General features: G+C 49.5%; 22 protein-coding genes. 13 read left to right on the top strand and 9 right to left on the bottom strand.

What is annotated here, in order from left to right; genetic code table 11:
• Positions 1-405 precede the first annotated feature (405 nt).
• The 3 genes from C9I92_RS17535 to C9I92_RS17525 all read left to right on the top strand — a co-directional run bounded on the left by C9I92_RS17535 (position 406) and on the right by C9I92_RS17525 (position 2948).
• Complete coding sequence (locus C9I92_RS17535) at positions 406-1182, top strand: transporter substrate-binding domain-containing protein (protein WP_373689514.1); 777 nt, start codon at positions 406-408, stop codon at positions 1180-1182.
• A 73-nt stretch (positions 1183-1255) separates the two neighbouring features.
• Complete coding sequence (locus tag C9I92_RS17530) at positions 1256-2203, top strand: amino acid ABC transporter permease (RefSeq protein WP_047886251.1); 948 nt, start codon at positions 1256-1258, stop codon at positions 2201-2203.
• Positions 2204-2222: 19 nt separating this feature from the next.
• Positions 2223-2948, top strand: coding sequence for an amino acid ABC transporter ATP-binding protein (locus C9I92_RS17525; RefSeq protein WP_157038327.1), 726 nt, complete (start codon positions 2223-2225; stop codon positions 2946-2948).
• A 533-nt stretch (positions 2949-3481) separates the two neighbouring features.
• Here C9I92_RS17525 and C9I92_RS17520 read toward each other — a convergent pair.
• The 3 genes from C9I92_RS17520 to C9I92_RS17510 form a co-directional block, all read right to left on the bottom strand.
• Positions 3482-4375 carry a DMT family transporter gene (locus C9I92_RS17520; protein WP_047886249.1) on the bottom strand — a complete coding sequence of 298 codons (894 nt, stop codon included), beginning with the start codon at positions 4373-4375 and terminating at the stop codon, positions 3482-3484.
• 2 nt (positions 4376-4377) lie between these two features.
• Positions 4378-4830, bottom strand: a complete 453-nt coding sequence (locus C9I92_RS17515) for a GNAT family N-acetyltransferase (protein WP_047886248.1) — start codon at positions 4828-4830, stop codon at positions 4378-4380.
• Between the two features lie 70 nt (positions 4831-4900).
• Positions 4901-5464, bottom strand: coding sequence for a Crp/Fnr family transcriptional regulator (locus C9I92_RS17510; RefSeq protein WP_047886247.1), 564 nt, complete (start codon positions 5462-5464; stop codon positions 4901-4903).
• Positions 5465-6244: 780 nt separating this feature from the next.
• Between C9I92_RS17510 and C9I92_RS17505 the strand changes: the two genes are divergently transcribed.
• Complete coding sequence (locus tag C9I92_RS17505) at positions 6245-6622, top strand: hypothetical protein (RefSeq protein ID WP_047886246.1); 378 nt, start codon at positions 6245-6247, stop codon at positions 6620-6622.
• A gap of 411 nt (positions 6623-7033) precedes the next feature.
• On the opposite strand, the gene C9I92_RS17500 is transcribed toward C9I92_RS17505, so the two are convergent.
• Positions 7034-7552: an outer membrane beta-barrel protein gene (locus C9I92_RS17500; protein WP_047886245.1), complete on the bottom strand. Its 519-nt coding sequence runs from the start codon at positions 7550-7552 to the stop codon at positions 7034-7036.
• A 205-nt stretch (positions 7553-7757) separates the two neighbouring features.
• On the opposite strand from C9I92_RS17500, the gene C9I92_RS17495 reads away from it, so the two are divergent.
• The 5 genes from C9I92_RS17495 to C9I92_RS17475 all read left to right on the top strand — a co-directional run bounded on the left by C9I92_RS17495 (position 7758) and on the right by C9I92_RS17475 (position 13467).
• Positions 7758-8639, top strand: coding sequence for a LysR family transcriptional regulator (locus tag C9I92_RS17495; protein WP_047886244.1), 882 nt, complete (start codon positions 7758-7760; stop codon positions 8637-8639).
• 101 nt (positions 8640-8740) lie between these two features.
• The gene (locus C9I92_RS17490) at positions 8741-9865 is read left to right on the top strand and encodes an alkene reductase (RefSeq protein WP_047886243.1); all 1125 of its coding nucleotides are present in this window, start codon (positions 8741-8743) and stop codon (positions 9863-9865) included.
• Between the two features lie 27 nt (positions 9866-9892).
• A complete protein-coding gene (locus tag C9I92_RS17485; RefSeq protein ID WP_047886242.1) occupies positions 9893-11002 on the top strand; it encodes an alkene reductase in 1110 nt (369 codons plus the stop codon).
• Positions 11003-11122: 120 nt separating this feature from the next.
• Complete coding sequence (gene dkgB, locus C9I92_RS17480; protein WP_047886241.1) at positions 11123-11926, top strand: 2,5-didehydrogluconate reductase DkgB; 804 nt, start codon at positions 11123-11125, stop codon at positions 11924-11926.
• Positions 11927-12372: 446 nt separating this feature from the next.
• A complete protein-coding gene (locus C9I92_RS17475) occupies positions 12373-13467 on the top strand; it encodes a class I SAM-dependent methyltransferase (RefSeq protein WP_047886240.1) in 1095 nt (364 codons plus the stop codon).
• Between the two features lie 56 nt (positions 13468-13523).
• On the opposite strand, the gene C9I92_RS17470 is transcribed toward C9I92_RS17475, so the two are convergent.
• The gene (locus C9I92_RS17470) at positions 13524-13754 is read right to left on the bottom strand and encodes a hypothetical protein (protein WP_053061895.1); all 231 of its coding nucleotides are present in this window, start codon (positions 13752-13754) and stop codon (positions 13524-13526) included.
• A 387-nt stretch (positions 13755-14141) separates the two neighbouring features.
• Here C9I92_RS17470 and C9I92_RS17465 point away from each other — a divergent pair, with 387 nt between their 5' ends.
• Complete coding sequence (locus tag C9I92_RS17465) at positions 14142-14690, top strand: TetR/AcrR family transcriptional regulator (protein WP_047886239.1); 549 nt, start codon at positions 14142-14144, stop codon at positions 14688-14690.
• Positions 14691-14868: 178 nt separating this feature from the next.
• The gene (locus C9I92_RS17460) at positions 14869-15630 is read left to right on the top strand and encodes an SDR family NAD(P)-dependent oxidoreductase (protein WP_047886238.1); all 762 of its coding nucleotides are present in this window, start codon (positions 14869-14871) and stop codon (positions 15628-15630) included.
• A 253-nt stretch (positions 15631-15883) separates the two neighbouring features.
• On the opposite strand, the gene C9I92_RS17455 is transcribed toward C9I92_RS17460, so the two are convergent.
• Together C9I92_RS17455 and C9I92_RS17450 are read right to left on the bottom strand one after the other, a co-directional pair.
• Positions 15884-16822, bottom strand: a complete 939-nt coding sequence (locus C9I92_RS17455) for a bile acid:sodium symporter family protein (protein ID WP_047886237.1) — start codon at positions 16820-16822, stop codon at positions 15884-15886.
• A 335-nt stretch (positions 16823-17157) separates the two neighbouring features.
• Positions 17158-18045, bottom strand: coding sequence for a LysR family transcriptional regulator (locus C9I92_RS17450; RefSeq protein ID WP_047886236.1), 888 nt, complete (start codon positions 18043-18045; stop codon positions 17158-17160).
• A 143-nt stretch (positions 18046-18188) separates the two neighbouring features.
• Between C9I92_RS17450 and C9I92_RS17445 the strand changes: the two genes are divergently transcribed.
• Both C9I92_RS17445 and C9I92_RS17440 read left to right on the top strand, forming a co-directional pair.
• On the top strand, positions 18189-19055 hold the full coding sequence (locus C9I92_RS17445; protein ID WP_047886235.1) for an MBL fold metallo-hydrolase: 867 nt from the start codon (positions 18189-18191) through the stop codon (positions 19053-19055).
• On the top strand, positions 19049-19678 hold the full coding sequence (locus C9I92_RS17440; protein ID WP_047886234.1) for a DsbA family protein: 630 nt from the start codon (positions 19049-19051) through the stop codon (positions 19676-19678). Before C9I92_RS17445 ends, C9I92_RS17440 begins: the two co-directional genes overlap by 7 nt.
• Before the next feature lie 113 nt (positions 19679-19791).
• On the opposite strand, the gene C9I92_RS17435 is transcribed toward C9I92_RS17440, so the two are convergent.
• On the bottom strand, positions 19792-20442 hold the full coding sequence (locus tag C9I92_RS17435; protein WP_107193894.1) for a GntR family transcriptional regulator: 651 nt from the start codon (positions 20440-20442) through the stop codon (positions 19792-19794).
• A 56-nt stretch (positions 20443-20498) separates the two neighbouring features.
• Positions 20499-21500, bottom strand: coding sequence for a 4-hydroxyproline epimerase (locus C9I92_RS17430; RefSeq protein WP_047886232.1), 1002 nt, complete (start codon positions 21498-21500; stop codon positions 20499-20501).
• Positions 21501-21530: the final 30 nt, after the last annotated feature.

Genomic DNA, 21530 nt, shown 5'->3' with positions numbered 1-21530 from the left:
CTGACTTGGTTTATGTCTCGATTGTCTTATGGCTCGACTGTTTCATGGCTCCTGCGTTGAGTTCTTTCTCTGGTGATCTCCCGATTTTTTCCTGTGTTTGTCCCAAACAGTGTCTGGTTTTGCAAATTAAACTAAAAAATCATACTTTGTGAATTTTTATTCTCATGGGTTGGTGTGCTAGTCTTGTCTTTAATGTGAAAATTTTGTACTGAATGTGATTTATTACTAACCACAATATGCTGATTTGGTATTGGCTTGGTGGGTTCGAGTTGGTGGTTTATTGTTCGATTGTGTTTGAGTTAACGGGATTTTATTTGTTATAACCAAGCAAGTATCAGCGTGATACATTGCAATTAGACTCATAAGAAGGATACAAGGATGTCTGTACGTAAATTTGTAAATGGTATGGTTGCCACTTGTGCATTAATAAGCGCTTCTGCATCGGTTTCGGCCGGCCCGATTCTGGATGATATTGCTAAATCAGGCGAGCTGCGTGTGTGTTTCGATGCCGGTTATATGCCGTTTGAAATGAAGAGTAAAAATGGCTCTTACGTCGGGTTTGATATCGATCTTGGCAAGATGATGGCTCGTCAGATGGGAGTGAAATATGTACCGGTGAACACCGCATGGGACGGGATTATTCCGACGCTGCTGACTGGCAAGTGCCATATGATCAACGCAGGGATGACCATCAACGCCCAGCGTAACATGCGGGTGAACTTTGCTGATCCGTACATCGTGATTGGTCAGAGCATCCTGCTGAATCCTAAGCTGGAAGGCAAAGTGACCAGCTATAAAGATTTGAATAACGGCCAGTACACCGTGGTGACCAAACTGGGGACGACAGGCGAGCAGGCGACCAAACGTATGCTCAGCAAAGCCAAGCTGAATGTGTTTGAAACGCAGGCCGATGCTGCGCTGGAAGTGGCCAACGGTAAAGCAGATGCACTGATTTATGACATGCCGTTTAACGCCATTTACGCGGCTCAGAATAAGGGCAAAGTGGTGCACCTTGAGCAGCCTTTCACTTATGAGCCTCTCGGCTGGGCAATTGCGCAGGGCGATTCTGACATGCTCAATTTCCTCAATAACTTCCTGCGTCAAATCAAAGGCGACGGTACCTACGACCGTATCTATGACAAGTGGTTTAAAGACGACAGCTGGCTGAGCCAGGTGCAGTAAGACCACGGCGGCTGGCTTGGGTCAGCCGCTCCCCGTCAGTGTTCTGTTCTCCCAACGCCTAAGGAAGATGTATATGATTAGGACGACCAACCGCTGGCTCTGGCACCTTGTTTCAGTAGTCATCGTCGGTGCACTGATGCTCGGTATTTACCAGGCATCACAAAGCATAAATTACAACTGGCAATGGCAACGGGTGCTGCCGTTCATTGTCGATACAACCCCGCAGGAATACCGGGCACAGGGTGACGGCACCGCAGTGATCAACCCGGATAATTCCATCACCATTAATTTTGATTACAGCGACGATGCCCAGCACATCGCAAAATATGATGAGCGGCTGGTTCAGCAGGGGGATCTAGTTTTTGAAGGTGACGTGCTGGCACGCAGTGACCAGTGGACGATTGGCCCGGTCACACTGGGGTTATGGGTCACGCTGAAAATATCGGTGCTGTCGCTGTTTTTTGCCATTATTCTCGGGCTGGTGGCCGGGTTAATGCGCATTTCTCATAATCCGGTGAGCAAAAATCTGGCATTTCTGTACGTCGAAATTATACGGGGTACGCCGCTGCTGGTGCAGATTTTCATTGTGTACTTTTTCCTTGGCACCATCTTTGAGCTGGAGCGGTTCACCGCGGGTGTCGTTGCCCTGTCGATATTCACCGGCGCCTATATCGCCGAGATTATTCGCTCCGGGATCCAATCCATTCCGCCGGGGCAGATGGAAGCCGCCCGCTCGCTGGGGATGAGCTATCCCAAGGCGATGCTGTATGTGATTTTGCCACAGGCTTTTAAGCGGACTCTGCCACCAATGGCTGGCCAGCTTATTACGCTGATTAAGGACTCCTCGCTGGTGTCGGTGATCTCCATTACCGACCTGACGAAAGCCGGGCGGGAAGTGATCAGCGGTAGCTTCGCCACATTTGAAGTCTGGTTTGTGGTGGCGGGACTGTATCTTGTGCTGACAACCAGTTTGTCGTGGGGTGTTCAACGGATTGAAAAGAGGCTGGCAAGCAGTGACTAGAAATTATCAAGGCGATGACATGATCGTCGCGACGAACGTGAACAAGATTTATCCCAACCAGTGCCATGCTCTGAAAGATGTCAGCGCGACCATCAAGCGCGGTGAAGTCGTGGTCATTATCGGGCCATCCGGCTCAGGGAAATCAACGTTTTTGCGCACACTGAACCAACTGGAAGTGATCTCGTCCGGCGCGATTCAGGTGGATGGGATGGACATGTATGCCAAAACCACCAACATCAATGATCTGCGTGCGAATGTCGGTATGGTGTTCCAGTCGTTCAATTTGTTCCCCCACAAAACGGTAAAAGGCAACGTCATGCTGGCGCCGGAAAAAGTGCTGGGGCGAAAAAAGGCGGAGGTTGAGCTTGAAGCAGAAAAGCTGCTGAAGCGAGTGGGGCTGGGCGATAAAATGAATGTATTTCCGTCACAGCTCTCCGGTGGTCAGCAGCAGCGGGTAGCGATTGCCCGAGCGCTGGCAATGAAGCCGGATGTGATGTTGTTTGATGAGCCAACGTCGGCACTCGACCCGGAAATGGTCGGTGAAGTGCTGGATGTGATGAAAGATCTGGCCTCAGACGGGATGACCATGGTGGTCGTTACCCATGAAATGGGCTTCGCCCGTGAAGTGGCTGATCGGGTGTTGTTTATGGAAGACGGCGAACTGCTGGTCGGGGATACCCCGGAGCATATTTTTGATACGCCTAAGCACCCACGCCTACAGCAGTTCTTATCCAAGCTTCTGTAAGTCAGTTTTCTGCTGGCCTATGAAGCGCTTCAATATGACACCCTCCGGAAAAACCAAGGGCGGACAGCACTGTGTCTGTCCGCCCTTGTCTAATGACTTGTCAGTCATCGCCGCTATAAAGAAACGTGAAAAAATTCAGAAAGAAGCGCAGAGCTGTATGAAATTTGTCCGTTTCGTTTCCTCGATGTGACTATATTAGTTCTGCCCCTTTCCGCCTTAGTGCGATTACTCAGCAACGGATTACGCTGCTGAGTTTGCAATACATGAAGTTATGGCAGATACCATAACGGCACTGCGCGGGAACTCCCATTTACTTTCAAAAACGGGACTACTAATCAGAAATCATAGCCTGCATTGTTATGCATTTCAGTTGAAAGATCTAACCTAGAACTGGATATTTCTAATTTAGCAGAGAAAAACAGATTCTAATCTTCAGCTAACATTCCTTATCCCAAATAGATTATCGAAACCACCAGATTTTTCAGAGAGGTGACAAGTCTGTTTTAAGCTAACTAAAAGTGGTCAATTTGACATTACTCGGTAATACTTTTCTGTCTCTCAGACGATTGATTTGAGCATAGCCTCAATTTAAGCAATGTTTTCCAAGGCAATAAAGGCAGTATAATCATGAATATCCCTAATAGGGTTAAGATGTCTGGCACTTCATCGAACCATATCACACCAAATAAAGTGACAAATACTAGCCCTGAGTTTTCTGCAACAGCAATAGAGCTAGCTGGTGCACGTTGATAAGCAGCTACAACCAACCCATTGTAAGTAAGAACCAAAGCTGCACTGGCTAAAATCAACAACAGGTGTATGGTCGAAATAGGTGTCCAGTAGAAAAAAGCTAGGCTAGCTGATACAGGTAGTGAAAGTAACGATGTCCAAAAGAGTGTGCTTACAACCGTTTGCTGCTCTGGTAATTTTCTTGCAGTGATATTGAATAGTGCTAGGGTTAGCGTGGTAGCGATCGCGAAAATTGCTGCCCATTGAAATTCTGATGGTCTCAACACTACAATAACGCCAATAAATCCTAAGAGAGTTGATGCACTGCGTTGAATCGTCGGTTTTTCGCTGAGAAGTAAGATGGATAGCGGTAGCATCACTAGCGGCGCTGCATAAAAAACCGCGTTAGCCGTCGCTAGAGTTAAGTGAGTTATCGCTACAACCATGCAACCGCTGCCTATGACAATCAAATGTGCTCTAAATATATGGAGTTTAGGGCTATACAACTTTCGCTGCTGCTTAGACTGCTTCAACCATAAAGGACAAATAACCAAAGCGGAAAATAATTGGCGTATGAAAATGTACTGAAAGGTTGAGATTTCGCCATTAAGTAACTTTACAGCAACATCAGACAGTGAAGTAGCAAAGTTACCTATTATGAGAAGTAGTATCGCAACATTGGTTACAGAGAAAGGCATGGTTACTTTTCCAACTTCATATCGATATGTGGGATGTCATCTTCCAAATACATAGCCGAAGTCGGTATAAATCCATGATGCTGATAGAATTCTGACAGATACTCCTGTGCGCCAATCTCGATTGACTCGCCAGGCCACAACAGATCACATGCACTTAAAGCCTCTTGTAACAGTTGATGACCAAAGCCACCCCCGCGATGACTTTTTGAAATAGCCACACGACCGATACTGACAGATGGGTAACTAACCCCCTTTGGCAATAGGCGTGCGCAGGCTATTAGTTTGTCACCTTGATAGCCTAATAAGTGGTAAACATCTTGTTGGTGATCTTTGTTATCCAATTCTGGATAAGGGCAGTTTTGCTCAACAACAAACACATCAACTCTGAGTTTAAGTAGTTGATATAGTTGTGTTGTAGTTAGTTGAGAAAACGATTTGAGTTGCCAAGTAATCATTCTTTTTCTGCTTTGCTATTGATGAAGTCTGCAATGTAGCAAGGCAGGATTATTTAGGCATTAACAATAGTTAACTTTGGTTACGCTTTTTGATACGACTTAGACTGATAGAGGTAATGCCAAGATAAGCGGCAATTTGATAATCGTTGAGACGTTTTCGCAAGTTGGGATAATGTTGGCAGAACAGTTCATAGCGCTCTTCAGGAGTATAGAGCAACATAAAGCGTTCTTTGTTTTCCTTATACATTAGTTGCGTTTCAAGCAGCTTAAGATAAATACTGTGCTTTTGCTCACGCCAAGTTATCAATGTTTCGATAGGCAGAGACAGAATAGAGCACTGGGTAAGAGATTCTAGCTGGTATGGTGAAGGTTGTTGGTTGACTAAGCTTTCAAAACCAATGATCCAGTCATTTTCCCAATAAAACTGTTTGCTAAACTCTTTCCCCTTATCAGTCAGATAAGCGGCGTGACATATTCCCTCTAATAGAAAGAAAATCTCTTTTGCAACTTCACCCTGATGGAGCAACATATGCCGTGTCGGTAACTCAATTAGTTTTGCTGACTGCGTTAATTGCTCTATCTCTTGCCGAGTAAAGTCATACTGTTGTAATTTTTGCTGGAAAGCGTCAAACATAGGGCGTGGTATCTAGGTTGTCTCTGTAGCTAATCGAACGGGATGTTGAAACATAATAACCAATTTGCCAGAAAAAATTAAGACGGACAACATCATGCTCGACGATGTTAACTTATAAACAATGGATACTGCTTCCATTCTCACCATACCAGCAAAATATGCCCCCACTCTTTCAAACTCATTTCCATCCTGATTACGCATGAAACACTGATTGCATATCAATGTAAAAATAAATATTTATACATACTATCTTTGTTCGAAATTGTTTTTTTTTCATCGATTCTCCGCTGCCAACCATGAGGAATGTATTGAGATCTCAGTGGCAAAATTTACCACTGAATAATGGCGTCAACTTAGAAAGGGGCGAGAGCGCTTCAGGGATTAGCCATGGGTTGCATGTCCTACGAAAAATCATGCATAAAGTGAATCTGGCACTACAGATCAAGGATGAACGTTTATGTCCAGAACCTTGAATTATCGGCATCTCATAGCGAGGTACCGTTTGTCATTTTAGGATACCAAAAGTAATCTGAAGGGTAGAAACCGCGCGAAGCTTGTAAGAAGGTTCTGTCCATTAATCTTCTAGGCCACTACAGATTTGCTTGAGAGCGCTGAGCCTATAACCATGCTTTTTGCATTCGCTGATTGGTAAGTTCTGTTTCATTGTGCGCCAAGTGTCATATTGGCCACGATCACCCAGCTTTCAATGTGTATTAAGATAGTATTTTGCTGGAAAACGCGCATAATCTTGCTATTCAACACCCAAAGAAGAAATTATCTATGACTGATTTTCAATATTACTTTCATCAATTCCCTTGTTTTAGCTGTAAAAAAACCACAGTAAGCACTGATCTTGGTTGGCTAACGCCTGCGATGAAAGAAGATGTCTTAGCGCAAGTGGCTGCGATTCTCGCGCAAGGTAACGTTGAAGCAGATTTTTCGGTGAACGTTACTTGTAAGACTAAAGAAGAAGCGCGTGAGTACTTATTGCTGAATTTCTACGGTTACTCCGAAGAAGAACTAGCGGATCAAGTTGAAGCGGATGATGAGCAAGAAGTTGCTGATGAAATTGCTGAGCTGCTGGCTGAAGGTAACGATGTAGCAGTCTTTGAACACGAAATCGCACTACAAAATTGTACTGATTGCGACGTTGGTTAAGAGTTAAACCAAGCGTAATAATCAAACTTAAACATGTGCGTTCTACGTAACATGATGCTCTTTTTATTAAAGGCGTTAGCAGAGTAAGGTTTGCTAACGTCTTTTTCGTTTATGCGGTTTGTCGTCAAGTACAGGGCAGTTGTTGCTTTTTTCCTGTCGCGACCTCCTATACCTGAGATAACCCATGAAAGGCGAATTTCGCCAAGGAACTAATGCGGTTGTGTCCGGTTGTGAGTGACGATACCTGCCAAGTGTAACTCACTGCGAATGTGTAAGATCGAGCGTGAGCGTCTACAGCTAAGCAAAATAAGCTCAACTGCATTGAGCCAGGTTAAGTTGAGCGAGGTTAAGTTGAGCGAGAATATGTCTCGGGGGTAATTTGCGGATGAACAGCGTGTTATCGGCACCGTATCAGAACTTCAGTCCGATCCGTAGGCTGATAAGATCAAGCTGTGAGAACTGGTAGCTGAAATTGACATTGATGTGGTTGATGAAAACGAAGCGTCCGCCGAGTCCGAATACGCCTTGGGTATCGGTCTTGTTTTCCCGAATCAGGCTACATTCGTCGTTAGTACATACTTCTTCGGTCAGTTTGGTGTCGCTGTACACTCCGCCGAACATTACGTAGGGCTTTATCGTCAGTTCATCGTGTAAACGGTACGGCAGCCCGACTTCGAGATTTGCTCCGGTGCCCAGGTAATCTACCGCTAAATCGTCTTTGGCATAGGCAACAGACAGGTTCATGCAGAGGAAGGCATTAAAGTCATACCCGATATTGAGTTCCATGCCGTGTGTCTTAAAGCCATTACCGTTGATGGCAATAACCCCAATGTCGCCATGCGCCCCGGTGAAATAGTCTGAAGACCAGGCGACAGTTGACCATAACGGTGTTGTTGATAGCAGTACGGCAACGCAAACCCGTTTAAACATTATGACATCACTCCAGCTCCCCCATAAGATTGTGACACATTGTCATAAAACTTCTGTGTTTTTCTTAAGATCACCGTAAGGTCGAACCACTTCTTTAGCCGCTGTAGCGGATGGCACGGCTAGGGCGAGTCATCGCTGTAAAGGATGGAATCCGGGCTGACTTTTGCTATAAATGAGAAAATCCTGTTTTTGTTTTGGAGCTCTCATGCGTACCCGATCGGATGATCTGGAACTTTTTCTTGCGGTGGTCGACAGTGGCGGGTTTTCAGCGGCGGCGGAAGTGCTTGATATTCAGATTGCGCGGGTTTCCCGGGCCGTCAGTAAAATTGAATCTCAGCTGGGGGTATCACTGCTGAACCGCACCACACGGCGGGTAGAGCTGACCGATGAAGGCCGCCAGTTTGTCAAAACGGTGCGTGCCGGGCTGCGACAATTGCAACAGGCGGAAGAAGAAATCGTCAGCCGTGGTGAACTGCCCAAAGGCCGGTTGCGGGTGGATGCCGCCAGTCCGTTTCTGTTTCACCAGCTGGTTCCACTGATTCAGCCTTTTCGTGAAGCGTACCCGGATATTCAGCTTGAATTGACCTCGAATGAAGGGTTTGTTGACCTGCTGGAAAAACAAACTGATGTCGCAATTCGGATCGGTCAGCTGACTGATTCCACCCTGCATGCCCGGCCTATTGGTAAAAGCGAACTCTATATCGTGACCTCACCGGAATATGTGTCCCGCCGCGGTTGCCTGCATCATCCCGATGAGCTGGAAGGGCATGACTTAATTGGCTTTAATAGCCCGAAAAATCTGAACCAATGGCCGCTGCCGGGTGGGGTGGAAATTGAGCCGACCATTGCTGTCAGCAACGGCGAACTGGTAAGGCAACTGACACTGGCAGGCAATGGTATTGCCTGTCTGTCGGGGTTTATGGTGAAAAAAGACATTGAGCAAGGGCGGCTGATCCCGTTGTTCGAATCGATCAAAACCGGCAATACCGGGCGCGAGCAAATCAATGCCGTCTATTACAAATCTTCCTCGGTCGCGAGACGCATCTCTGCCTTTATTGAGTTCATCCAGCCACGTCTGTCGCTGTAGCGATTATTGCAGTTATCACAAAAATCATTTGTGATAACTGCGCTCAATATCCAGCGTGCCACTTGTTACTATGCCCTCAATTCCTACTGAGGACAGAATCAATGAGCACATCACTCTTCCAACCTATTACGCTCGGTAACCTGACGTTAAAAAAACGCATCGTGATGCCGCCAATGACGCGCTCTCGCGCCAGTCAGCCGGGCGATGTCGCAAATGATCTGATGGCCACTTACTACGCGCAGCGCGCCAGTGCCGGGTTGATTGTTTCAGAAGGCACCCAGATTTCGCCCATGGGGAAAGGCTACGCCTGGACGCCGGGTATTTATAGCCCGGCGCAGATTGCCGGCTGGCAAAAAGTAACGGCTGCTGTTCATCGTGAAGGCGGCGCCATTTTTGCTCAGCTCTGGCATGTCGGTCGGGTGACGCACCCAGACAACATTGGTGGGCATCAGCCGATTTCTGCTTCGGCGGTAAAAGCCGAGAACGTCAAAGTGTTTGTCGATAACGGCACTGATGCTCCGGGCTTTGTCGATGTGGTGGAGCCCCGAGCCATGACGAAAGCTGATATTACGCAGGTCATTGCGGAATACCGTCAGGCGGCGCTCAATGCTATCGAAGCCGGTTTTGATGGCATCGAACTGCATGCGGCCAACGGATACCTGGTCAATCAGTTTATCGATTCTGAATCAAACCACCGCACCGATGAATACGGCGGCAGCCTGGAAAATCGCCTGCGTTTTCTCGATGAAGTCGTGGGTGCGCTGGTGGATGCCATTGGTGCTGAGCGTGTGGGGGTGCGTCTGGCGCCGTTTACAACCCTCAATGGCACGGTGGATGCTGATCCCGAAACGACGTATACCGCCGCGGCGGCACTGTTGAATCGTCATCGCATTGTGTACCTGCACATTGCAGAAGTGGACTGGGACGATGCGCCGGAAACACCGGTAACGTTCAAACAAGCAGTACGTGAAGTGTTTGACGGGGTACTGATTTATGCCGGTCGTTACTTTACCCCGCGTGATCAGGCTGCAAAAGCCAACACCGCAATCGAACAGGGGATGGCTGACATGATTGGTTTCGGTCGCCCGTTTGTCGCGAACCCGGATCTGCCCGCCCGCCTGCAGCATGGCTACCCGATGGCAGATCATGACCCGACTACCTTATTCGGCGGTGGTGAAAAAGGGCTGATTGATTACCCGGTTTATGGTGAGTCAGCCAGTCAATGAGTGAAACGGGAACAAAGGAAAAACAACATGCTATTTGAAACTTTTAATGGCTACGGGTTATCACTGCGTAACCGCATTGTGATGGCACCGATGACCCGCTCCCGTACTACGCAGCCGGGTGACGTGCCGAACGAAATGATGGCCACCTACTATCAACAGCGCGCCGACGCCGGACTGATCATTACCGAAGGCACGCCGATTTCGCCGGTAGCCCGAGGTTATTCCTTAACGCCGGGTATTTATACCCAGGCGCATATCGACGGCTGGCGGAAAGTGACTCAGGCTGTCCATGACGCAGGCAGCAAAATCTTTATTCAGCTATGGCACGTAGGACGCCGTAGTCATCACGATATTGCAGGCGAGCAGCCGGTTTCAGCATCGGCCATCAAAGAGCCGGATCAGGTCTTCGGCCCATTACCGGAAGGTGGCTTTGGCATGGTAGAAACCAGCGAGCCACGGGCGATGACGCGTGAAGATATTGAGCAGACCATAGATGACTTTGTGCTGGCGGCAGAAAACGCCATGGCGGCCGGTTTTGATGGCGTAGAAATTCATGCTGCACACGGGTATTTGTTTGATCAGTTCCTGCGTATAGCCAGCAACCAACGAACCGATGAGTACGGTGGCAGCCAAGACAACCGGATGCGGTTTTTGGTTAATACCCTGCAGGCGGTAAGTGATGCGATTGGCGGCCAGCATGTGGCGGTTCGGGTGTCTCCGCATGTTTATGAAGGCTTCGGTGATGACGATCCGGAAATTGCCGATGTCATCCTCAACGCGCTGGAAAAAATGGCACCAATGAATCTCGCGTATGTTCACTTTTCGGAAAATATCTCGCGGTACACCGATGTGCCGGAGTCCTACCGACAGCAAGTGCGTGCCGTTTATCCGAACCCGGTGATGGTGGCAGGTAAACTGAGTAAAGAAAGTGCGCAACAGTTGCTGCTGAAGCAGTACGCTGATCTGGTGGCCTTCGGGACGCCGTTTGTCACCAACCCGGATCTGGTGGCGCGTTTCCGCTATAGCTGGCCGTTGGCGGAGTTTGATGCCGATGCCCGGCTGAGCCTCTATGGCGGCGGTGCAGAGGGATACATTGATTATCCGCGTTACCAGCCTGCTGTTTGTAATGCCGAGTAAGTGCGCACGCTGAAGACGTTTGTAGCGCTGCGTATGCCTTTAACGATGAAGAACGTCAGGCGTACAACCGTTTCAGTCATACATTATTACACCGACAAAGAAGAAGTTAAGGGGAACAATATGTTACAGATGCCAATGCTGGGTGCCGGAACATTTCGTCTGAAAGATGATGTGGCGTATCAGTCAGTACTGACCGCGCTTGAGCTGGGTTATCGCCATATCGATACCGCGCAAATTTATGGCAATGAAGCAGAAGTGGGGCAGGCGATTCAGGATTCCGGCGTTGCTCGTGACGCTATTTTTCTGACCACGAAGGTGTGGATAGACAAGCTGGCAAAAGCCACATTTGCTGCCAGCGTCGAAGAGAGCCTGGAAAAACTGCAAACAGAGTACATTGACCTGTTGTTGATCCACTGGCCGTTGAAAAATGATGCGGTGCCAATGGCAGAATATCTGGCTGAGCTGAAAGCGGTGAAGGATAAGGGATTAGTCAAACATATTGGTGTCTCGAACTTTACCAATGCCCAGTTGGAGCAGGCGATTGCCATTCTGGGGGAGGGGGAGATCCTGACTAATCAGGTTGAGGTGCATCCTTACCTGCAAAACCGTAAGGTCGTCGCCTGCTGCCGAACGCATGGTGTGATGGTGACCGGCTACATGCCGTTTGCTTATGGTGACGTACTGAAAGATGCCGTGATTCAGGGAATTGCAGCAAAACACACAGCGACCGCTGCGCAAGTTGTGCTGGCCTGGATGCGTCAGAATGACTTTGTCACGATCCCGTCGTCGACCAAAGTGGCTAATCTGGAAAGCAATCTGGCTGCTGCAACCCTGACACTGGATGCGGAGGATATGGCCAGCATTGCGACCTTAGATCGTGACCATCGTCTGGCGAATCCGGACTTTGCACCTGACTGGGATTGAATGAAATCGGGTCAGTTAGCTGGCGCATGATGATGTTGGGCGCGGCGCATGGCGGCGCTGAGTGTCATTTACCTTCAAAACAACCTGCTTGTCGGCAGGTTGTTTTGTCTTTATTGAATAAGCCGTTGCTGGATAATTTCGTCCTGCTTCGTCCTGCTTCGTCCTGTTTCTGCCAGCATCATCGCTGAATCTGGTGTCATGAAGCCCAACGTGGTTATCTGCGTGGGTTAGTAAGGCTGGTAATAACTAAATCGTATTTATCCTTTTTTGTTAGAAGGAACGAACGGCATCACCCCTATGCTTTATGAAGGCTAAATGAAGCATCAAAATGCGCCTGATTGGCTGAGCCTGCTTTACCCTGCATTTCAAGTTCCCGTTTCATGCCTTTGAAATAGTGATAGGCATGAAGCATCCGGTCAGATCAGACGCTGAAGGAGGTGTCGATCATGGCGACAACCAATACAAATGCTGCCTTTAACCCCCAGAAAGCAGAAGTCTTTGGCGACCAGTTTGTGAATGCACTCAACAATGGTGCAATGTGCCTGATGGTTTCCATTGGTCACCGAACCGGTCTGTTCGATGTGATGAGTCAACTGGATCAACCCGCGTCATCGCAGGCCATTGCGGAACGTGCCGGTTTGAATGAACGCTATGTGCGGGAATGGCTGGGAGCGATGACAACCGCCGGGGTCGTCGAGGTCGATCCGGCGACTAACCGTTTCTGGCTGCCGGCCGAACATGCTTCACTGGTCACCCGTGCCGCCGGTGCTGATAATCTGGCCGTCTTCGCACAGTACATCGGATTATTGGGAGGGGTTGAAGACAATATTGTGGACTGCTTCAAGCAAGGCGGCGGTGTCCCCTATGAAAAATACCCGCGCTTTCATGAAGTGATGGCAGAAGACAGCAATCAGTCGGTGCTGTCTAACTTGGAAACACATATCGTCCCATTGGTACCGGGGCTGGCTGACCAGTTAGCGGGGGGTATTCAGGTACTGGATGTCGGGTGTGGTCGCGGTCGGATCATGAACCGGTTAGCGGAGCTGTATCCGGCCAGCCAGTTTCTGGGGGTCGATCTTTCCCGCGAAGCCATTGATTACGCAAGAGCAGAATCAAAAGCCAGGAATCTGCGCAATATTGAGTTTGAAATCAGTGATCTGAGTAACTTCGATGAACGTGCACAACCTGACGTGTTTGATTTCGTCACTACCTTTGATGCCGTGCATGATCAGGCCAAACCGCTGAATGTGCTTCGGGGGATATGCCGGACATTGAAACCTGACGGCATTTATCTGATGCAGGACATTAAAGGCTCCAGCCATGTGCATAATAACCTTGATCACCCGATTGGCACTTTCCTTTACACCATTTCCTGTATGCACTGCATGACTGTTTCTTTGGCGCAAGGGGGGGAAGGTCTGGGCGCTATGTGGGGTGAAGAAAAAGCCAGGGAATACCTGGAGCGTGCTGGTTTCAGTTCGGTGGTGAAAAATGAACTGGCGCACGATATCCAAAACAACTGGTACATCGTCCGTAAATAAACAGCGAACCTGAGACCTTGGTTTTTCCTGAGGTCTCAGGCTGTAGTGCCTGCCCCCTATATCAACGCCCCTGACTGGCGCCACTCGTGACGAAAGACCTTGATCCCGTCTTCGTATCCCAGAATCAACATCAACACGGCTATCCCGCCCACCATCAGAATCACAGCAAGGATCGGTCCGACGACATAGCTGAACAGCATTTGAAACGGAAGGTAAATAGTGTAGCGCCCGACAGCAAGCAGCAGGTATTTGAGTGGCTGACGGATGTTCATTAACAGGTTAATCATGCTTTTTCTCCTGGTGCAGGTAAGTTTTTAGGTTCAGGTTTTAACTGATAATTGAGCGCGCTCAATTAATATAAAATGAGCACGCTCATTTTTCAATGGGCCATCTGTGAGGTGTGTTAGGTTTATGACATGCGTGATCTCTGTGAGGAACGAGATGTTATGGGGGGATAACCGTTTACGGGGTGATAACTGTTTATGGGGTGATAACTGTTTATGCGTTAATAGCGATTGGGTTGCACAGGTCTGTGAGCAATTATGGATACTGGCCGCATGGTCGTGACTGATCAGGAGTAAGTTCATGAAATGAGAGGGGACAAGGCTTGAACCAGACGGGGTTTCGTCCTGCCTGTCATCAGGTACAATAATGGCAAAGCAGAGGATCTGACCGTGACGACGAAAAAACAGCAAACCCGCGATAAAATTTTGTCCCAAGCCTGGCAACTGTTTGAACAGCAAAGTTATGCCGAGACAACAACCCGGCAAATTGCCTCCTCCGCTGGTGTGGCGGCCGGAACTGTGTTTTCCCATTTTCCGACCAAGTTCGACCTGCTTAAAGCCGGGGTTGAACGGCAGGTCGACATGGTGATCGCCGAGGCTGCCGCCAGCGACGAACAACACTTACCGGGAGAGCGATTACTCCATTATGCCCGCTACCTTTATGGCTACTATCTCCGTCATCGTGAGTTCAGCCGAGAAATTTTCAAAGAAGTGATCTGGCATCAAGAGCAGCTCAATCCGCAAATTGAGGAATTCAAACAACGACTGTTTGAAACACAAGAGGGTTATGATGAGACCCGGGCTCAGGTCATGATGGAGCTGTATTTCATGACTCTGATTATGGGGCTCAATGAACCGGAGTCGGATACCGAGTTATTACTTCAAACAATGCTTGCTACTTTGCAAAACAAACTGCAATGCGTCAGTGTATTGACATAGCCATCCTGCCGATAAATCTGGCGAGTAATTTAGCTGTCAGCCAATAAATTAAACGCCTGTTTATATTTTTCTGTTCAGCGCAAGTTCAGCTTTCTATGGTGAGTATTAACAATGTGAAAACAAATAAATTACATTGTTGCAGCTATTCATCCGACGTGAACATAGAAAGGACATCATTATGAGTTTGAAGGAAAAAGTCGCGGTCGTTACTGGCGCTTGTGGCGGTATTGGCTACACCATCGTACAAAAGTTTGTGGCGCAAGGTGCCAACGTGGTGTTGGTCGATATGGATCAGGAAAAGGTCAATCAGGTTGCCGGTGATTTTGGTGCGGCAGTGAGAGGGTTCGCCGCCGATGTGACGGACTATCAACAAGTCGAAGCCATGCTGGACTTTGCCGTTGCCGAATTTGGCACTCTGGATGTGGTGGTCAATAACGCCGGTATCGGGATGGCAAAAAATCTGTTGGAACATGATCCGGAAAAAGATTTTGATTTGATCACCCAGGTGAATCAGAAAGGGGTTTATCACGGGATCCTTGCTGGCGGGCGCAAATTTACTGCGTTATCGAAGCGAGGCGTCATTCTGAATACCTCATCAGTGTATGGCACTATGGCGGCGGAAATGACGTTCACCTACAACGTCAGTAAAGCCGCCGTTGATATGATGACAAAATGTGCGGCGCTGGAGCTGGCTCCCCACGGTATCCGGGTTGTTGCGGTCGCGCCGGGTCGAGTGGATACACCAATGTTACGTCAGTACAAAGAGTTTGGTCTGTGGGAACATATCCGCAAAGAACAGATGCGCGACGAATTCACTCAACCTGAAGAAATTGCTGACGTTTTTGCCTTTCTGGCTTCTGATGCGGCTAATTGTATCAATGGCACCACAGTGTTTGCCGATGACGGGTTCGCTAACTTCAAATACCCGCTTAATGCTTAATGCTTAATGCTTAATGCTTAATGCTTAATGCTTAGAGCTTAGAGCTTAGAGCTTAGAGCTTAGAGCTTAGATTAGATCATAGAGCTGAACGCGAGCAGTCCGCCTGCGGTAAGTGGGCGCTGACCCGCACTGGTCAGTTCGTGAGAGGATAGGGCGACCAACAAAAAAGCAAACAGGGAACGCAATTTGCGTTCCCTGTTTTTCTGCTTTCAGCGAGTGACTTCCGGAAGCTGGCTGAATGGCGTGCTTACTATTATGCCGCTGAGCGGGCCGGTTTCTCCGGGGTATCCTGACGCTTTGCCCAGTATCCAGCCAGCAAAGAGCCTGAGATATTGTGCCAGACAGAGAAAATCGTTCCGGGTACTGCAGAAGCCGGTGTGAAGAACTTCATTGCCAGTGCAGTGGCGAGGCCGGAGTTCTGTAGTCCGACTTCCAGTGCGACGGTGCGACATACCGCCCGGTCAAAACGCATCAGACGGCAGCAGAGGTAACCGGCAATGAGGCCAATACTGTTGTGTAAAACAACTGCAACAGCGGCTAACGGCCCAATTTTACTCAGGTTATCGGCATTCAGTGCGACCACAGTAGCGATAATCAGCACAATCGCGACCATGGAAATCAGCGGCAGGACGGCGTGAATTTTTTCGACCTGTTTGCGGGCGAGCGTGTTGATCAGTAGCCCGATGGCAACCGGTAACAGCACGATTTTTACCAGACTCAGCAGCATGGCACCTACAGGTACGTCGACCGTCTGGCCGACCAGCAGCGCGACCAGAAGTGGAGTCAGTACCACGCCAATGAGTGTCGATAATGCTGTCATGGAAATGGACAGAGCCACATCCCCTTTGGCCAGAAATGCCATAACGTTTGACGCGGTGCCGCCGGCAACGCTGCCTACCAGCACCATACCAACGGTCAATTCTGTGCTCAGATCCAGCAAGTAACTGATCAGCAGTGCTGCCAGCGGCATGATGACAAACTGCAACACAACACCAATACCAACGGCGGCTTTTTTCTTCACGACATTGGCAAAATCACGGGGTGCCAGTGTGACCCCCATGGCCAGCATAATGATGGTAAGTAGCGGGACGATCTGACTTTTCAGATCAACAAACAAGGTTGGCTGAAAGAAAGCCAGCGCTGAAAACGCGACGGCCCAGACCGGAAAGAGTTGGGTAATTCTGTCTAACATGGTTATTCCTTTAACGTTGCTAATCAAAGGAATATTTCATATGCAAAATGAAAATCATAGCACCCGTCGGCAATAAGCGATGATGTGCTGAAAATGATGTTTACAGACACACAGCCCGCCGAATCTGCGGCACTCACCGCCCAATCTTTCTGCTAATAATGCTTGTATCAACACATCTTCATGCGCGACGGGCTGCTTTGCGTGCTCTGTGTCTTGTTGTTCTGCTCAGTGACGTGTTGATAATGCCCAAGTAAGTCTACAGACGCCAGGCTACAGGCTACAGGCTACAGGCTACAGGCTACAGGTTCCTGGCTCCTCATGATGAACGAAATGTTCTACCACCGACTTACCTGAAAATAGGCGTCCAGATAATCAATCAACGCACGGACTGTGGGGGACAGGTGTTTTCTGGACGGGTACAAGGCATAGATGGCCATGTCGTTTGGTTGCCACTCGGGCAACACAGCTGTCAGGTGACCTTGTTGAATCAGACTGTTAGCCAGATAAGTCGGTTGCATGGCAATGCCTGCACCGTGCCGAGCGGCTTCCAGCAGGGTCGTCGCTTCATTGGCCGTTAACTGACACTGCACATTTACTGAAGTATGTTCATCGCCGCGCTTCAGATGCCAGACATGCTGCTCAAAGTTTTTATAGCCGAGGCAACGCTGTTGGGCGAGATCTTCCGGGCTGACCACTGCTGGTGAAGCCGCCAGATAAGCGGGAGAGGCAACCAGTACTGACGCACAACGGCCAATGGGTTTGCCAATGAGTGACGGATCGGGGTTGGCCGCAATTCGAATCGCCAGATCGATCCGCTCGGCAATCAGATCCGAGGTGGTGTCCTGCAAATCGATGTCAATTTCCACTTTCGGGTGCTCGGCCATAAAGCCGGTAATGGCCGGAATAAGCTGGGAATGGCTGAATGACATACTCGCTGCCAGCCGGATTTTCCCGCTCAGTGCACCAGCGTCGCGGGAAACGAACGTCAGTGACTCGGCAGCCTGTAACCACTGCTCGACCTCTGCCAGGCAGCGCTCCCCGGCGGTCGTGAGCGAAATCTTACGGGTTGTACGGTGCAGCAAGCGGGTCTGCAGCCAGTCTTCCATGGTTTCGATATAACGCGTCACCATGGGACGTGACATCTCCAGCCGGTCAGCGGTCGCGGTAAAACTGCCGGAATAAGCCACGTCGACAAATACTTTGGCGGCGGTGAGTCGGTCCATTTATTTGCTCGTTTTATGAAATAATCATGCTCATTATTGGGCGTTTTTCCGAACAGATCAAATCTCTATTATCTCCTTCGTACCTTAAAGACAATCTTCATCCTTTATCGAATAACAATCGACAGACTTTTTCGGAGACAGACATGATCAAGCCCACTCTACTTGCTACCTCACTGCTACTGGCGGTTTCTTCTACAGCGAATGCCAGCACGCCACTGACGCTGGACGTGTATAACGCAGATGGCAACAGTTTCCATGTGAACTCAACCCTGGTTTATGGTGAGCACGAAGCCATGGTGGTGGACACTGGGTTTACCAAAGCCGATGCAATGCGTATTGCCGCCAAGGTGCTGGATTCCGGTAAAGAGCTGAAAACGATTTTTATCAGTCAGGCTGATCCGGATTATTACTTCGGAGCTGAAGTGCTCCATGAACTGTTTCCGGAAGCGAAAATCCTGACCACGCCGGGCGTGAAAAAAGCGATTGAAGAAAACCTGGCCGGTAAGCTGACTTACTGGGGACCGAAGATGGGAGCCAATGCGCCAGTTCATCCGGTGACGCTGACGGCGTTTACCGGTAATACCTTGACGGTAGACGGCTACAAAGTGGAAATTCACAGCCAGAAAGGTGAACTGGACCACCGTCCATACCTGTGGATTCCATCCAGCAAGGCAGTGTTAGGCAATGTGGCCGTTTATGGCAACGTTCACCTGTGGATGGCTGATGCACAGACCGATGCCATGCAACGTGCCTGGGCTGAGCAGCTACAAGATATTCAGGCGCTGCAACCGGACATCGTGATTCCGGGTCACATGAAAGCCGGCACCAAGCTAAATGCCGATACTATTGGTTTTTCTCTGCGTTACCTACAAGCTTTTAAAGCGGAAAAACAGGCAAGTAAAAACAGCGACGCGCTGATCAGTAAAATGACAGCACAGTATCCGGATGCCGCGCTGCCGATGGCACTGAGCATTGGTGCCAAAGTGCACATGGGAGAGATGAAATGGTAAAGGCACATTATTTTTATGACCCTATGTGCGGCTGGTGTTACGGCGCCACGCCACTGATGGAGGTAGTGGCAGCGCATCCGGGCATTGAACTGCACTACCATCCCGGTGGCATGCTCGACAACCGGCTGTTAGAAACCGGCATGCGCCAGCATATTATTCAGAGCGATCAGCGTATTGGGCAGGAAACCGGGCAGGTTTTTGGTGACCGTTATTTAAATCGTCTGCAAAGTGCTGAGCCGGTCGTGCTGGATTCCTACTTACCGACCCGAGCGTTGCTGGTGGCAAAAGACATGGGACTGGACACATTTGCGATGCTGAAAGCGATTCAGAGCGCCCATTATCAGCAGGGTCGCAATGTGAATGAACTGGAAACGTTGCTGGCCATTGCCGTTGCGATGGGGGCACCCTCTGACAGTTGGTTACAGCAGATGGCCAGACCCGATCAGGCCCTAAATTCCGCGATCAGCCAGAGCCATTCCTTGATGCAGACACACCAGGTAGGTGGATTCCCGACTCTGATGATTGAACGTGAACACGGCCGTTGGAAAAAGCTGCCGCTGAACCAATTTTATCGGCGTCCGGCAGACTGGCAGCAGTATCTGACACAAGCATTGTCAGCCTGAACCCGCGTGCGGTGAGTCTGTCACGAATGGGTGTTGTTAAGGTGGCAGACAACGAAATGCGCGCGGTGTGAATCAGGTAATGAAGCCAGCAAATCTGCTGGCTTTGTTATTGTTTATTTTTGCTTGGACAGCAGGCCGATGATGTCTTCGGCAGACACATCAATGTGACGCTTTAGCAAATCGCAGGCGGCAGCAATGTTGCGCTCGCGGCACAGAGTCAGTAGTTCGCGGTGCTCTGATTCTGCTTTGGCCACCCCGGCGGTGTGCAGTAGCTGGATGCGGATATAGCGATCCGATTGGGTATTAAGCTGAGTAATCAGCTGCAAGGTTTCCGGGCGGTTTGCCGGGGTGTACAGGGCTTTATGGAAAGCAAAGTTGTAGTTGCTCCAGTGATCAACACGGCTGCCGGTATTTAAGATTTCTTCATATTCTTGCAAGATCGCTTCAGCGGCATCGAGATCTGCATCTGTCATCAGTGGGATCGCATGCGCCAGCATGTGGCATTCCAGCAGCACCCGCAGTTCAAACAGTTCACGAATCTTGTCTGCTGACAGCTCAGTCGCAAAAGCGCCTTTGTGGGCACGAAACTCAAGAAGACCTTCAGATTCCAGGGTAAGCAGGGCTTCACGTACAGGAATACGGCTTACATCAAATTCTTTTGCCAGTGCGTCCTGACGCAGGGGATCGCCCCCTTTGATTTCACCCCGCAGGATCTTGCCTCGGATCGCATCAGCAACATATTGGGTACGTGTTTTGGGCTGCAAGGTAACTCCTTTTATCATTATTCAGACCGGCCGCCATGACAGCGGCCGGTTTTATTTTACTTTACTTCAAAGCCATACGCATAGGGATCTTCGCTGTCGACCCAGATCGTGTTATGGCCGGTTACTCTAGCCCAGCCCTGAATACTTGGCATGATGGCATCGTAATCCCCTACCTTTGTCAGGGATTCTACACGACCCTCAAACAGGCTGCCAATGATGCTCTCATGCACGAAATCATCGCCGACACCCAGGCGGCCACGGGCAACCCATTGAGCCATACGGGCACTGGTACCGGTACCGCAAGGGGAACGGTCAATCGCGCGATCACCGTAGAACACTGCGTTACGGGCATGGGCACCCGGCTGGGTTGGCGTCCCCGTCCACAGCACATGGCTGGCACCGCGCACCGTCGGGTCATCCGGATGCACACAGTCTACAACCTGATTAATGGCATCCCGCACTTTGGGGGAGTAGTGCAGAACCTGATCGGCAGTGAAATGCTCCAGGCCAGGGAAGTTTTTCTGCGGTTCAATAATTGTGTAGTAATTGCCGCCGTAGGAAACATCCACCGTCAGCTCACCCAGACCTTCGACCTCGATCACCACATCACGGTGGGCGAGGTAGCTTGCGATATTGAAGATCCGCACTTTCTCAACCTTATTGCCGTTTTGTTGGTACTCAATCCGGATTTGTCCTGCCGGTACATCAAGGATCAAGGTGCCCGGATTTTTGGGTTGGATAACGCCATGCTCGATCGCGCTGGTGACCGTGCCGATCGTGCCATGTCCGCACATTGGCAGGCAACCGCTGGTTTCAATGAACAGGACTGACGCATCCGCATTGTCGCTGCACGGTGGGTAGAGAATCGAGCCGGACATCATTGAGTGGCCGCGTGGTTCAAACATCAGGGCGCGGCGAATCCAGTCATGGTGTTCCAGAAAATCCTGCCGCTTCTCACTCATTGTTTTCCCGTTCAGGCTCGGATAGCCACCGGCCACCAAGCGAACCGGATTCCCGCAAGTATGTGCATCAATACAAAAAAACGTTCCTTCACGCATTACTTCTATCTCCTTGAAATTACGCAGTTA

It is taken from the genome of Photobacterium ganghwense, from assembly GCF_003025595.1.
Lineage (GTDB): Bacteria > Pseudomonadota > Gammaproteobacteria > Enterobacterales > Vibrionaceae > Photobacterium > Photobacterium ganghwense.
This window is presented reverse-complemented; position numbering and strand designations above follow the sequence as displayed.

Coding starts and splice junctions, on each gene's coding strand:
- C9I92_RS17535 (WP_373689514.1), top strand. CDS start 406: ATGGTTGCCACTTGTGCATTAATAAGCGCTTCTGCATCGGTTTCGGCC.
- C9I92_RS17455 (WP_047886237.1), bottom strand. CDS start 16,822: ATGTTAGACAGAATTACCCAACTCTTTCCGGTCTGGGCCGTCGCGTTT.
- C9I92_RS17470 (WP_053061895.1), bottom strand. CDS start 13,754: ATGATTAACCTGTTAATGAACATCCGTCAGCCACTCAAATACCTGCTG.
- C9I92_RS17485 (WP_047886242.1), top strand. CDS start 9,893: ATGCTATTTGAAACTTTTAATGGCTACGGGTTATCACTGCGTAACCGC.
- C9I92_RS17525 (WP_157038327.1), top strand. CDS start 2,223: ATGATCGTCGCGACGAACGTGAACAAGATTTATCCCAACCAGTGCCAT.
- C9I92_RS17505 (WP_047886246.1), top strand. CDS start 6,245: ATGACTGATTTTCAATATTACTTTCATCAATTCCCTTGTTTTAGCTGT.
- C9I92_RS17475 (WP_047886240.1), top strand. CDS start 12,373: ATGGCGACAACCAATACAAATGCTGCCTTTAACCCCCAGAAAGCAGAA.
- C9I92_RS17460 (WP_047886238.1), top strand. CDS start 14,869: ATGAGTTTGAAGGAAAAAGTCGCGGTCGTTACTGGCGCTTGTGGCGGT.
- C9I92_RS17515 (WP_047886248.1), bottom strand. CDS start 4,830: ATGATTACTTGGCAACTCAAATCGTTTTCTCAACTAACTACAACACAA.
- C9I92_RS17490 (WP_047886243.1), top strand. CDS start 8,741: ATGAGCACATCACTCTTCCAACCTATTACGCTCGGTAACCTGACGTTA.
- C9I92_RS17430 (WP_047886232.1), bottom strand. CDS start 21,500: ATGCGTGAAGGAACGTTTTTTTGTATTGATGCACATACTTGCGGGAAT.
- C9I92_RS17520 (WP_047886249.1), bottom strand. CDS start 4,375: ATGCCTTTCTCTGTAACCAATGTTGCGATACTACTTCTCATAATAGGT.
- dkgB (WP_047886241.1), top strand. CDS start 11,123: ATGTTACAGATGCCAATGCTGGGTGCCGGAACATTTCGTCTGAAAGAT.
- C9I92_RS17495 (WP_047886244.1), top strand. CDS start 7,758: ATGCGTACCCGATCGGATGATCTGGAACTTTTTCTTGCGGTGGTCGAC.
- C9I92_RS17450 (WP_047886236.1), bottom strand. CDS start 18,045: ATGGACCGACTCACCGCCGCCAAAGTATTTGTCGACGTGGCTTATTCC.
- C9I92_RS17440 (WP_047886234.1), top strand. CDS start 19,049: ATGGTAAAGGCACATTATTTTTATGACCCTATGTGCGGCTGGTGTTAC.
- C9I92_RS17530 (WP_047886251.1), top strand. CDS start 1,256: ATGATTAGGACGACCAACCGCTGGCTCTGGCACCTTGTTTCAGTAGTC.
- C9I92_RS17500 (WP_047886245.1), bottom strand. CDS start 7,552: ATGTTTAAACGGGTTTGCGTTGCCGTACTGCTATCAACAACACCGTTA.
- C9I92_RS17510 (WP_047886247.1), bottom strand. CDS start 5,464: ATGTTTGACGCTTTCCAGCAAAAATTACAACAGTATGACTTTACTCGG.
- C9I92_RS17445 (WP_047886235.1), top strand. CDS start 18,189: ATGATCAAGCCCACTCTACTTGCTACCTCACTGCTACTGGCGGTTTCT.